General features: G+C 72.1%; 8 protein-coding genes. 6 read left to right on the plus strand and 2 right to left on the minus strand.

Translation table 11 applies throughout. The features are described 5' to 3' along the window. From ACIPYQ_RS01870 to galE, 6 genes are all read left to right on the plus strand, one after another. Positions 1 to 3,595 (plus strand): ribonuclease E/G (locus ACIPYQ_RS01870; protein WP_401245270.1); only part of this gene is annotated, 3,595 nt, incomplete at its 5' end. Between the two features lie 276 nt (positions 3,596 to 3,871). Next, positions 3,872 to 4,192, plus strand: coding sequence for a 50S ribosomal protein L21 (gene rplU / locus ACIPYQ_RS01875; protein WP_030013082.1), 321 nt, complete (start codon positions 3,872 to 3,874; stop codon positions 4,190 to 4,192). A gap of 13 nt (positions 4,193 to 4,205) precedes the next feature. Continuing rightward, positions 4,206 to 4,460, plus strand: a complete 255-nt coding sequence (gene rpmA, locus ACIPYQ_RS01880) for a 50S ribosomal protein L27 (RefSeq protein WP_030027134.1) — start codon at positions 4,206 to 4,208, stop codon at positions 4,458 to 4,460. A 168-nt stretch (positions 4,461 to 4,628) separates the two neighbouring features. Further along, positions 4,629 to 6,074, plus strand: coding sequence for a GTPase ObgE (obgE, locus tag ACIPYQ_RS01885; protein ID WP_361760120.1), 1,446 nt, complete (start codon positions 4,629 to 4,631; stop codon positions 6,072 to 6,074). Between the two features lie 70 nt (positions 6,075 to 6,144). After that, entirely contained in the window at positions 6,145 to 7,761 is a 1,617-nt protein-coding gene (locus tag ACIPYQ_RS01890; protein ID WP_401245273.1) for a glycosyltransferase family 2 protein, read from the plus strand. A gap of 62 nt (positions 7,762 to 7,823) precedes the next feature. Further along, the gene (gene galE, locus ACIPYQ_RS01895) at positions 7,824 to 8,837 is read left to right on the plus strand and encodes a UDP-glucose 4-epimerase GalE (RefSeq protein ID WP_361760126.1); all 1,014 of its coding nucleotides are present in this window, start codon (positions 7,824 to 7,826) and stop codon (positions 8,835 to 8,837) included. An 84-nt stretch (positions 8,838 to 8,921) separates the two neighbouring features. Here the strand turns inward: galE and ACIPYQ_RS01900 are convergent, their stop codons facing one another. Both ACIPYQ_RS01900 and ACIPYQ_RS01905 read right to left on the minus strand, forming a co-directional pair. Next, positions 8,922 to 10,094, minus strand: a complete 1,173-nt coding sequence (locus tag ACIPYQ_RS01900; RefSeq protein ID WP_361760129.1) for a glycosyltransferase — start codon at positions 10,092 to 10,094, stop codon at positions 8,922 to 8,924. Continuing rightward, positions 10,091 to 12,979 (minus strand): CDP-glycerol glycerophosphotransferase family protein, encoded by a 2,889-nt coding sequence (locus tag ACIPYQ_RS01905; RefSeq protein ID WP_401245276.1) that lies wholly within the window; start codon positions 12,977 to 12,979, stop codon positions 10,091 to 10,093. Before ACIPYQ_RS01905 ends, ACIPYQ_RS01900 begins: the two co-directional genes overlap by 4 nt. Between the last annotated feature and the right edge of the window lie 16 nt (positions 12,980 to 12,995).

A 12,995-nucleotide genomic window follows, 5' to 3' on the forward strand; every position in this document is an offset into this window, starting at 1 on the left:
GGAGGAGGCCCCGGCCGCTCCGGCTCCGCGTGCCCGTCGTCGTGCGACCCGTGCCGTGGCCGCTCCGGCTGCGGAGGCCGCCGCCGTCGTCGAGGCTCCCGTGGTCGAGGCCGCGCCCGTGGTCGAGGAGGAGGCCCCGGCCGCTCCGGCTCCGCGTGCCCGTCGTCGTGCGACCCGTGCCGTGGCCGCTCCGGCTGCGGAGGCCGCCGCCGTCGTCGAGGCCCCGGTGGCCGAGGCCGCGCCCGTGGTCGAGGAGGAGGCCCCGGCCGCTCCCGCTCCGCGTGCCCGTCGCCGTGCCACCCGCGCCGTGACCGCCCCGGCCGCTCCGGCCGCCGAGGCCGCCGCCGTCGTCGAGACCCCGGCCGCCGAGGCCGAGCCGGTCGCGGAGGAGCCCCCCAAGGCCGCCTCCCGCGCCTTCACCGTCGCCGACGCCCTGGACTCCCCGAAGCGCGGCGGCCGCCGCCGCGCCACCCGCTCCACCACCGCCCCGGCCGCCGCCGCGCAGCCCGCCGCCGCCGAGCCCGAGGCGCCCGCCGCCCCGGCCCGCGCCCGCCGCGCCGCGCGCCCCGCCGTGGCCGTCTTCCAGGCCCCGGTCTTCGCCGAGCCGATGTTCCAGACCCCCGAGACGGCCGCCATGGCCGCCGCGGCCGCCCGCGCCGCCGCCCCGGCCGACGAGGTCGAGGAGGAGGAGACGGAGGTCGAGGCCGAGGTCGTCCAGACCCCCGCCCCGCAGCCGGCCGGCCGCCGCCGTCGCCGTGGTCGCGGCGCCGCCGAGCCCGCCCCGGCCGCCGAGTCCGCGCCGGTCTCCCTCCCCGAGGTCCTCGCCGAGGAGGAGCCCGAGGCCGAGCTCGAAGAGGAGTCCGCGGAGTTCGAGGAGGGCGACGAGTCGGGCGAGCGCCCGTCGCGCCGCCGCCGCCGTGGAGGCCGTCGCCGTCGCCGCGGTGAGGCCGCCGACCTCGACGAATCCGCCGAGGAGGAGGCCGAGGCAGAGGCCGAGTCCGCCGAGCAGGAGGCCGACGAGGAGGAAGAGGACGAGGCCGAAGAGGCCCTCGGTTCCAGCTCCAGCCGCCGTCGCCGCCGTCGCCGTCGCCGCAGTGGCGACACCGCCGGCGAGGCCGCCGAAGCGGGCGAGGACGACGGTGTCCGCACCGTCGTCAAGGTCCGCGAGCCCCGCCCGGCGCGCGAGAAGGCCGAGCCGTCCGACGAGGTCCAGTCCATCAAGGGCTCGACCCGCCTGGAGGCGAAGAAGCAGCGCCGCCGCGAGGGCCGCGAGCAGGGCCGCCGCCGCGTCCCGATCATCACCGAGGCCGAGTTCCTGGCCCGCCGTGAGGCCGTGGAGCGCGTCATGGTCGTCCGCCAGTCCGGCGAGCGCACCCAGATCGGCGTCCTCGAGGACAACGTGCTCGTCGAGCACTACGTCAACAAGGAAGAAGCCACCTCGTACGTCGGCAACGTCTACCTGGGCAAGGTCCAGAACGTGCTGCCGTCGATGGAGGCCGCCTTCATCGACATCGGCAAGGGCCGCAACGCGGTCCTGTACGCCGGTGAGGTCAACTTCGAGGCGCTCGGCATGGCCAACGGGCCGCGCCGCATCGAGTCCGCCCTCAAGTCCGGCCAGTCGGTCCTCGTGCAGGTCACCAAGGACCCGATCGGCCACAAGGGCGCCCGCCTGACCAGCCAGGTCTCGCTGCCCGGCCGCTACCTGGTCTACGTGCCCGAGGGCTCGATGACCGGCATCAGCCGCAAGCTGCCCGACACCGAGCGCGCGCGCCTGAAGACCATCCTCAAGAAGATCGTCCCCGAGGACGCGGGCGTCATCGTGCGCACCGCCGCCGAGGGCGCGAGCGAGGACGAGCTGCGCCGCGACGTCGAGCGTCTGCAGGCCCAGTGGGAGGACATCCAGAAGAAGTCGAAGCAGATCTCGACCTCTTCGCCGAGCCTGCTCTACGGCGAGCCGGACATGACCGTCCGCGTCGTGCGCGACATCTTCAACGAGGACTTCTCGAAGGTCATCGTCAGCGGTGACGGCGCATGGGAGACCATCCACGGCTACGTGAACCACGTGGCCCCGGACCTGGCCGACCGGCTGTCCCGCTGGACCTCCGAGGTCGACGTTTTCGCGACGTACCGGATCGACGAGCAGCTCGCCAAGGCGCTCGACCGCAAGGTGTGGCTGCCCTCGGGCGGCTCGCTTGTGATCGACAAGACCGAGGCGATGATCGTCATCGACGTCAACACCGGCAAGTTCACCGGTCAGGGCGGCAACCTCGAAGAGACCGTCACCAGGAACAACCTGGAGGCGGCCGAGGAGATCGTGCGCCAGCTGCGGCTGCGCGACCTGGGCGGCATCGTCGTCATCGACTTCATCGACATGGTCCTGGAGTCCAACCGCGACCTGGTCCTGCGGCGCATGCTGGAGTGCCTGGGCCGCGACCGTACGAAGCACCAGGTGGCCGAGGTCACCTCGCTGGGCCTGGTCCAGATGACCCGCAAGCGGGTGGGCCAGGGTCTGCTGGAGTCCTTCTCCGAGACCTGCGTCCACTGCAACGGCCGCGGTGTCATCGTGCACATGGAGACGCCGACCGCGATCGGCGGCGGTGGCAACGGCAAGCGCTCGAAGCGCCGCGGTGGCCGCGGTGAGTTCGACCAGCACGACCACGAGGTCGAGACGGTCGAGGCGGTCGACACCGAGGCGTTCGAGTCCGAGGCGGAGGTGGCCGCCGAGGCCGCCGCGCCCCGCGCCCTGCCCGAGCCGGAGTTCGTCGCGGACGAGGAGCTCTACAGCAGCCCGGCCGAGGCCGAGGCCGCCGCGGGCATCAGCAGCCGCCGCAACCGGCGCCGCGCCACCCGCAAGGCGACCGCTCCGGCGGGCGCCCCGCGCGGTGCGGTCGCCGCGGAGCAGGCCCCGGTGGCCGAGGCCGAGCCGGTGATCGAGCCGGCCGACACGGTGCTGGTGCCCGAGCCCGAGGCGGAGGCCGTCGTCGAAGCCGTGGCCGAGCCCGTGGCCGAGGCCGTCGCGGAGCCGGTGGCGGAGGAGGCCCCCAAGGGCCGTACCCGTCGCCGTGCGACCCGTAAGGCCACCGCCCCGGCGGGCGCCCCGGCCCCCGCGGCCGAGGTGGCCCCGGAGCCGGTCGTCGTACCGGAGCCCGAGCCCGTCGTCGAGCCCGAGCCGGCCGTCGTCGAGCCCGAGCCCGTGGCCGTGGTCGAGGAGGCCCCCGTGGCGGAGGCCGCACCGGCCCGTCCGCGCCGGCGTGCCACCCGTAAGGCCACCGCACCCGCGGGGTCCCCGGCGGGCGCGGCAGAGGCCGCCGTGGTGGTCCTCGAGGCCGCTCCGGTGACCGAGGCCCCGGCGCCCGTCGAGGAGGCCGCACCGGCCGAGGAGGCCGCACCGGCGAAGAAGGCCACCAAGAAGGCTCCGGCCAAGAAGGCGACCGCGGCGAAGAAGGCCCCGGCCAAGAAGGCGGCGGCCGCCAAGAAGACCGCGGTCAAGAAGACGGCCACGACCAAGAAGACCGCGACGAAGCGGGCGACGAAGAAGACCGCGGCGGCGGAGCAGCAGGCTGCCCCGTCCGTCTCGGCTCCGGCCGAAGCCTGATCCGTCACGTGACCGTGGGCCCCGCCGAGCGGCGGGGCCCACGGCCGTGCGGGGCCCGGTTTGACCCTCCGGAACCGGCCCCGTAACCTAGACCGTCGGCGTGTCTTGGACGAATCCGTCCAGCGTGCGCCGCGCTCCTGAGCACCTTCCTCCCGCTACTCCGCGCGCAAGCGCCGTACGGGAGAGGCCGCTCGTCCAATCCGGATCAGCGTGGGCCCCGGCCCGCCTGAGCGGCTGGCTTCAGGAGCATCCGTCCCGAGTGAGAGAGAGATCCGCGTGTACGCCATCGTGCGCAGCGGTGGTCGCCAGCACAAGGTTGCTGTCGGCGACATCGTTGAGGTTGACAAGATTTCCACTGCCAAGGTTGGCGACACGGTCGAGCTCTCGACCCTGCTCGTTGTCGACGGCGAAGCCGTGACCAGCGACCCGTGGGTGCTGGCCGGTATCAAGGTCACGGCCGAGGTCGTGGACCACCACAAGGGCGCCAAGATCGACATCCTGCGCTACAAGAACAAGACCGGCTACCGCCGTCGCCAGGGTCACCGCCAGCAGTACACGGCGATCAAGGTCACCGGTATCCCCGCGGCTGCGAAGTAAGAGGGACTGAGACATGGCACACAAGAAGGGCGCATCGTCCACCCGGAACGGGCGCGACTCCAATGCCCAGCGGCTCGGCGTGAAGCGCTTCGGCGGTCAGGTCGTCTCCGCCGGCGAGATCCTCGTCCGCCAGCGTGGCACCCACTTCCACCCGGGTTCGGGTGTCGGCCGTGGTGGCGACGACACGCTGTTCGCGCTGCAGGCGGGTGCTGTGCAGTTCGGCACGCACCGTGGCCGCAAGGTCGTCAACATCGTTCCGGCCGCCTGATCCAGCTTCGGCTGATCAAGCGTTCGTAACTTCCCGAGGGCGGATCTCAGCTCTTCCCGGCGTCAGCCGGGAAGAGAGGTCCGCCCTCGGCGCGTTGGTACGTACAGACGTTTTAATGGACAGCAAGGCCTGTCCGGGACATTCCCGCATGTAACTGGAGGAACAACCATGACCACCTTCGTGGACCGCGTCGAGCTGCACGTCGCCGCGGGTAACGGGGGCCACGGCTGCGCCTCCGTTCACCGGGAGAAGTTCAAGCCGCTCGGCGGCCCCGACGGCGGCAACGGCGGCCGTGGCGGCGACGTCATCCTGGTGGTGGAGCAGGCGATCACCACCCTGCTCGACTACCACCACAGCCCCCACCGCAAGGCCACCAACGGCAAGCCCGGCGAGGGCGGCAACCGCTCCGGCAAGGACGGCCAGGACATGATCCTGCCCGTGCCGGACGGCACCGTCGTCCTCGACAAGGAGGGCAACGTCCTCGCCGACCTCGTCGGCCAGGGCACCACCTACGTGGCCGCCGAGGGCGGCCGCGGCGGTCTCGGCAACGCCGCGCTCTCCTCCGCCCGCCGCAAGGCGCCCGGCTTCGCGCTCCTCGGCGTCCCCGGCACCACCGGCGACATCGTCCTGGAGCTCAAGACCGTCGCCGACGTGGCGCTGGTCGGCTTCCCGAGCGCCGGCAAGTCCTCGCTGATCTCGGTGCTCTCCTCGGCCAAGCCGAAGATCGCGGACTACCCCTTCACCACCCTGGTCCCGAACCTGGGCGTCGTCACCGCCGGCTCGACCGTCTACACGATCGCCGACGTCCCCGGCCTGATCCCCGGCGCCAGCCAGGGCCGCGGCCTGGGCCTGGAGTTCCTGCGCCACGTCGAGCGCTGCTCGGTGCTCGTGCACGTCCTGGACACCGCCACCCTGGAGTCCGACCGCGACCCGATCGCCGACCTCGACGTCATCGAGGAGGAGCTCAAGCTCTACGGCGGCGGCCTGGAGAAGCGCCCGCGCCTCGTCGTCCTGAACAAGGTCGACATCCCGGACGGCCAGGAGCTCGCCGACATGGTCCGCCCGGACCTGGAGGCGCGCGGCTACAAGGTCTTCGAGGTCTCCGCGGTCGCCCGTACGGGTCTGAAGGAGCTCTCCTACTTCCTCGCCGAGGGCATCGCCAAGGCCCGCGCCCGCAAGCCGAAGGAGGAGGCGACCCGCATCGTCATCCGTCCGAAGGCCGTGGACGACGCCGGCTTCACCGTCACCTACGACGAGGTCGAGGACGTCTACAACGTGCGCGGCGAGAAGCCGGAGCGCTGGGTCCGCCAGACCGACTTCAACAACGACGAGGCCGTCGGCTACCTCGCCGACCGCCTCAACCGCCTCGGCGTCGAGGAGGCGCTCAAGAAGGCCGGCGCCCGCGCCGGTGACGGCGTGGCCATCGGCTCCGACGAGAACGCGGTCGTCTTCGACTGGGAGCCGACCGTGATGGCCGGCGCCGAGATGCTGGGCCGCCGCGGCGAGGACCACCGTCTGGACGCCCCGCGTCCGGCCACCACCCGCCGCAAGGACAAGGAAGCCCAGCGCGGGGACTCGGCGCAGAAGGAGTACGACGAATTCCGGCCGTTCTAGTCCCCTTCCGAGGGAATCCGACCCGGAGGGTTTGAAGGCGTCTTTATGTGGGTCGCCTAGGATCCTTCGGGTGAACAGCAGCAACCTCCCCACGGTCTCCGTCGTGGTCATCGCGTACAACGACGCCGGGCTCGTGGGCGAGGCCGTCTCCTCGGCCCTCGCCCAGGGCCCGGTGGTCACCGAGGTCATCGCGGTGAACGACGCCTCGTCCGACGGCACCGCGCGGGTGCTGGACGAGCTGGCGGCCGCGCACCCCCGCCTGAAGGTCGTGCACCGCACGGAGAACAGCGGGGGGTGCGGCACCCCGCGCAACGACGGGATCGCGGTCGCGTCCGGGAAGTACGTCCTCTTCCTGGACAGCGACGACGTCCTGCCACCGGGTGCGGCCGACGCCCTGGTGCGCACCGCAGAGCAGCACGGCGCCCCCGTCACCGTCGGCGCGGCGGTCCGGCGCGAGCTGCCCCAGCAGCACGACGTGCCGTGGATGCCCGGGCTCTACACGCCCGGCGACGTCATCGAGCGGCCGGCGGACCGGCCCGAGCTCGTCCGCGACACCCTCTGCGTCAACAAGCTCTACGCCCGCGCCTTCCTGGAGGAGCACGGCCTGCGCTTCCCCGACGGCCGGTTCGTCTACGAGGACTTCGTCTTCACCGCGCGCGTCCTGGCCGCGGCCCCCCGCATCGCCGTCACCGGCGACCTCGTCTACGTGTGGCACGTGCGGCGCAGCGCCGCCCAGGTGTCGATCTCCCTGGACCGCAAGGACGTCGGGAACTGGCGCTCCCGCGTCGAGGCGCACCGCACGGCGGCCCGGACCCTCGCCGCCGCCTCCCCGGAGCTGGGCAGCGCCTGCCAGGTGAAGTTCCTGGAGTACGACCTGCGCATGTACCTGCGCGAGCTCGGCAAGGACCCCGGGTACCAGGCCGACTGGTGGACCCTCACCCGCGAGTACCTCGACACCTTCGCCGACGCCGACGTCGAGTCCGCCGCCGCCCACGCCCGCTGGATCGTACGGGTGCTGCGCGCCACCGCGACCCCGCCCGCCGACGTCGGCCGGCTCACCCGGCTGGCCGCCGAACCTCCGCGGCTGCTGCCCCCGTACGCGGTCGGCCCCACCGGCGCCCCGGTGTGGAGCGAGGAGCTCCCGGTGGAGCTGGACGGACTGGCCGGGCTGCCGGTCGCCGAACTGCCCGTCACCGTCGACGCCGAACCGGCCGGCCGCGGCGCCGTCCGGGTCCGCCTGCACGACCTGTACGGGCGCCTCGCCGAGGCCGGGCCCCGGACCGTGCAGCTGAGCTTCATCCCGCGAGCGGGGGCCGAGCCGGTCCTCGCCCAGCCGGTCGAGCTGCGCCCCGACCGCGGCGGCGGCTGGATCGCCGTGCTGCCCTTCCGCCTGGCCGATCTGGCCGTCACGGGCCGTCGCCAGGGCCTGCGCAGGATGCAGGCCTGGAACGTGGGGGTGCGCGTGGAGTGCGCCGACGGGAGCTCGGTGTTCACCTCCCTGCGCCCCGGGGGCAGTCTGCTCCGCCGCCGGGCCCTGCCCAGCAGCCGGTACGGTGTTCTGCTGGCGCAGCCCTACCGGACGGGGGCCGGCGCCCTCGCGCTGCGCCTCGCGCCCGGCGCCGAGGGAGCGCTGTACCTCGTGCGCAACCGCCTCCACCGGGCCCGGGCGGGCCGCGGGGCGGGCTGACGGCCGCTTCCACACCGCTGCGCTTTTCTCCACCGAAGTCGGACAGGACCAAGGAGTTACACATGACGTTTCTGATCACCGGTGGCGCCGGTTACATCGGCGCGCACGTCGTCCGCGCGATGCTGCTCGCGGGGGAGAAGGTCGTCGTGCTCGACGACCTCTCCACGGGCAAGGAGGACCGCGTCCCGGAGGGCGTCCCGCTGGTGGTCGGCTCCGTCCTGGACCGGCTGACGCTGGACAAGACCCTCCGCGCGCACAAGATCACCGGCGTGGTGCACCTCGCGGGCAAGAAGCAGGTCGGCGAGTCCGTCGAGAAGCCGCTGTACTACTACCACGAGAACGTGCAGGGTCTGACGGTCCTGCTCCAGGCCGTGGCCGACGCCGGCATCCGCAACTTCCTCTTCTCCTCCTCCGCCTCCGTCTACGGCATGCCCGACGTGGACCTGGTCACCGAGGACACCCCCTGCGCGCCGCTGAGCCCCTACGGCGAGACGAAGCTGGCCGGCGAGTGGCTGGTGCGCGCCGCGGGCAAGGCGCACGGCATCTCCACGGCCTGCCTGCGCTACTTCAACGTGGCGGGCGCGGCGACCCCCGAGCTCGCCGACACCGGCGTCTTCAACCTGGTCCCGATGGTCTTCGAGCGCTACGACGCCGGCGAGGGCGCCAAGATCTTCGGTGACGACTACCCGACCCCGGACGGCACCTGCATCCGCGACTACATCCACGTCGAGGACCTCGCGGAGGCCCACGTGGCGGCGGCCCGCAAGCTCGCCGAGTGGGGCGCGGCCGGGGAGTACAAGGACCTCACCGTCAACATCGGGCGCGGCGAGGGCGTTTCGGTCGCCGAGATGGTGGCCCTCCTGAACAAGAACACCGGGCACGACTACCCGCCGGTGATCAGCCCGCGCCGGGCCGGCGACCCGGCGAAGGTCGTGGCCTCGGCCGACAGGATCACCAGTGAGCTGGGCTGGAAGGCCCGCCACGACGTCCGCGAGATGGTCACCTCCGCCTGGGCGGGCTGGGAGGCCAACAAGGCCGCCCGCACGGACCGCCACGCGGACGTCCACAAGGCCTGACCGGCCGGCGAAGGCCACGTACGAAGCAGCCCGCCCCGGACGCGTCCGGGGCGGGCTGCTTCGCGTGTCGCGCGGCGGGAGCGGTCAGCGCTCCAGGAACGTGAACAGCTCTTCCCACCGGTCGGTGATGTCGGCGCTGGAGTACCGCTTCACCGCGTGGAAGGCGTTGTCGCCGAGCCGGTCGCGCAGTTCACGGTCGGACATCAGCGCGTGCAGGTGGCCGGCCAGCTCCATCGTGTTGCCCAGCCGGGCCAGCAGCCCGTCCTCGCCGTGCTCGACGATCTCCCGTACGCCCGGCGCGCAGTCGAAGGCGGCCACCGGAACGCCCGCGGCCATCGCCTCCAGCAGCGTGATCGGGAAGCCCTCGGCCCGCGAGGCCTGGGCGAAGACCGAGGCTCCGCGCAGGGCGCCCAGCACGTCGTCGGTGCTGCCCATCCACTCCACGGAGTCGTCCAGGCCCAGCGAGGTGCAGTGCGCCCGCAGTGCCTGCTCCTCCGCGCCCGCCCCGTAGATCCGCAGGACCCAGTCGGGGTGGAGCGGCGCGGCGTCCGCCCACGCGTCGAGCAGCAGGTCGACGCCCTTCTCGAAGGCGAGGCGGCCGACGCAGGCCACGACCTTCTCCGTGCGCGGGGCAGGGGCGTCGGGCATGAAGGGCAGCGGGTTCGGCATGCTGCCGACGTTCTCCATGCCCGCCCGGATCCACAGGTCCGCGTCCTCGGCCGTCAGCACCAGCAGCCGGTCGACCTCGGGGTAGTGGCGGCGGACCCGCTCGCCGCGGGTGGACTTCTGGCTGGCCTCGAACGACTCGTGGCTCATGCCGATGACGGTGAGCCCCTTGGTGTCGGCGAGCGCCACCCACTCCATCGCCCAGACCTGCGTGACGATGACCACACCGCCCGGACGGGCCGTGCGCAGCAGCTCGCTCAGCTGCTCCGCCTTGACCCGCATCTTCGCCCGCCGGGCCGCCTGACGGCGCCGCTCGGGTGCGTTCAGCCGGCCCTTGATCCCGCGCAGTCGGCGGGCCGACGGCGGGTGGGCGTCGTAGAGCGTGGTCATCGCGTACGGCAGGTCCTGCGGCAGCTTCTGCCGGATCTCCTCGGCGACCGGGGCGATGCCGACGATGTGGACGCGGTGGCCGCGGTCCGTGAACAGCCGTGCCATCTGGTGCGACCAGGTGGTCACGCCGCCGAGCTCGTCCACGTTGTTGGAGACGATGAAGATGTCACGGCCGCCCGGGGTGGTGGTCTCCTGGCTCACTTGCCGCTCCTGGTGAAGAACTTCTCGACGATCTGGCGGGCCGCGTCCCCGCGGTCGTACTCGCCGAACTCGGCGAGGAAGCGCTCGCGCGCCTGGGCGTACTTGGCGTCCGCCTCCTCGAAGGCGGCGATCGCCTGCAGGAGTTCGTCCGCCGTGGCCACCACCGGGCCCGGGGCCTTCTCCTTCAGGTCGAAGTACGTCCCGCGGATGTCCGTCGCGTACTTCTCGTAGTCGTACGCGAAGAACAGCATCGGCCGGTCCAGGACCGCGTAGTCGAACATCACGGACGAGTAGTCGGTGATCAGTCCGTCGGCGAGGGCCAGCAGCGGGGTGATGTCGTGGTGCCGGGACACGTCGAGGACGCGGCCGGCCACCGACGGCGGCAGCGAGACGCTGTTGAGGTAGTGGGTCCGCACCAGCAGCGTGAAGCGGTCACCGAGCCGGTCCGCGAACTCCTCCACGTCGAAGGGGAAGGTGAACCCCTCCACCGCGCCGTCCGCACCCGCCCGGAAGGTCGGCGCGTACAGCAGCACCTTCTTGTCCGGGTCGATGCCGAGCTCGGCGGCCAGGGGTCCGCGGACCCGCTCACCGCTCTGCACCTCGGTCCGGTGCGCCTCCACGAGGGCGTCGTTGCGCGGGTAACCCGTGCGCAGCAGCACCTCGTCGCGCAGCCGGAAGCCCTTGGCGAGGGTGCGGGTGTCGTGCTCGGAGCGGATCAGGAAGTGGTCGAAGCGGTCGACCGCCTCCTGGAAGCGCTTCTGGCCGGCCCGCCCCTGTGCCTTGGTGCGGGGCTCGTGGAAGCCCATCCGCTTGAGCGCGGAGCCGTGCCAGGTCTGGATGTACGTGGTGCCCGGGCGCTTGGCCAGCGCCAGCGGGAAGCCCTGGTTGTCGACCCAGTACTCGGCCTGGGCCAGGGCCCGCAGGTACGGCCAGCTCCAGCGCCGCACCAGGGTGGCCTCCTTGGGGAAGCCGGTGGGCTTGGCGCCCGCGTACGACCAGATCGCCTCGAACGGCACGCCCTGGCGCACCATCTCCTCGTAGATCGCCTTCGGGCTGTCGCTGTACTGCTTGCCCATGTGGCTCTCGAAGACAACCGTGCCCTTCTTGATCGGCAGCTTCGAGAAGACCTCGTGGTAGAGCTTCACCTTCTGCTCGCCGGAGCCCATGTTCCGGCGGGCCCGCAGTGCCTTGCGCAGGCCCCGCTTGACCACGCCGGCCGCCTTGCCCTGTATGGCGTTGTTGATCAGCGACTGGGTGCGGACGGCGGCGGCGCCCTCGGCGGACAGGACGTAGCTGAGGTTGCCCTTCTTGGTCACCTCGGGCCCGAAGCGGTCGGAGACCAGCCGGGTCAGCCGCGGGCGCACGCGCAGCCGGGCCGCCGAGTCCAGGTCGACGCCGCCGACCGAGACGCGGGTGGTGATCCGCTCGCTTCCGGCGGTCAGCTTGAGGCGGACGTCCCAGACGGCGTCGACGATGCCAAGGGGGCGGACGGTGCTCGCGACGTCGGCGGTGCCGGTCCACTCGATCGTGTCACCGGCGTGGCGCACGGTTGCCACCGGGAAGGCGAAGGAACGCACGCCGATCTGCCGGCGGGCCCTGAACTCGAGCGTGGCCTTCAGATCGGCGTCGGCGGGGATCCGGCCCAGCGGATTCACGACCGAGCCGGACAGTGTGACGGTGCCGCGGCCGTCGTCCTCGTACGAGGTCAGGCGGTTGCCGATGGTGAGCGAGGTGAGCGGGGTCGTGTGGAAGGCCTGCTCGGTGACGTCCAGTATCCGGCGGGCCTCGGCGGCCTCGGCGGGGTCGGGGCCGTCGATGTGTCGCGCGCACCAGTAGACGCGGCCGTCGCGCTCGGCGAGCGGGGAGGTGAGCCGGCCCTTGTTGGTCATGGCGTCGGCGGCCGGGAGCAGGTTCTCCCAGTCCTCCTTGCCCAGCAGGTAGGCGCAGATCGCCTGGAGGTAGGTGACGTTCTCGTACGCGGTCGGGTCGATCCCCGCGAGGTAGCCGTTGGCCAGCCGGGCGAACTCCTGGCGGTACTCGTCGCTCAGCAGCGGCAGGTCGCGCAGGTGCAGCACCAGGTCGTGCTTGACGAACTTGGCGTCCTTCGCGGACTTGATGTCCGCGTGGCCCTTCGCCGCCAGCAGCTGGTCGACGCGGCGGTGGATCTCCATCCGGTGGACGAAGTTCGCGATCTCGTGGCGCCGGTTGCTGATCGACAGGGCGGAGGCCTTCTCGACCACGTTCCAGAAGTAGACGTGGTTCGGGATCAGCGTGATGCGGCGGGCCGCCACGTAGGCCTGCGCGGAGAAGAGCAGGTCCTCGTAGTGGATGCCGACCGGGAACTCCAGGCCCTGCTCCAGCAGGAACGCGCGCCGGTAGCACTTGTTCGTGGAGAGGGTGTCGTAGACCAGCAGGTCGGGGAACTCGGTGATCGATTCCAGCGTGCGCGTGCGCGAGTAGATCCAGGGGTACCACTCGGTGGTCTTCCCCCAGCGGTTGTCGAGGTGCACGCGGACGCACATGCCCGACACCAGGTCGGAGCCGGTCCGCTCGGCGGCCTGCAGCATGTTCCGGCAGGCGTTGCGCTCCAGGACGTCGTCGCTGTCGAGGAACATCACGTACGTTCCGGTGGCCTGCCGGATGCCGTGGTTGCGCGGCGCGCCGCAGCCACCGCTGTTCTCCGGCAGCTGGAAGGCGCGCACTCTCCCCGGATGCGCGGCCTCCAGTTCCTGGGCGACCGCGTAGGAACGGTCCTTGCTGCAGTCGTCGACGATCACGACTTCGACCCCGTGCAGGGTCTGGTCCAGAACGGACTGGACTGCTGTCGACAGACGCTCTGCGTCGTTGTAGACGATGACGACCACGGAGACGTCGGGCACGTGCACCTCGATCCCTTCGTTT

Source organism: Streptomyces sp. NPDC090045, assembly GCF_044747975.1.
Taxonomy (GTDB): Bacteria; Actinomycetota; Actinomycetes; order Streptomycetales; family Streptomycetaceae; genus Streptomyces.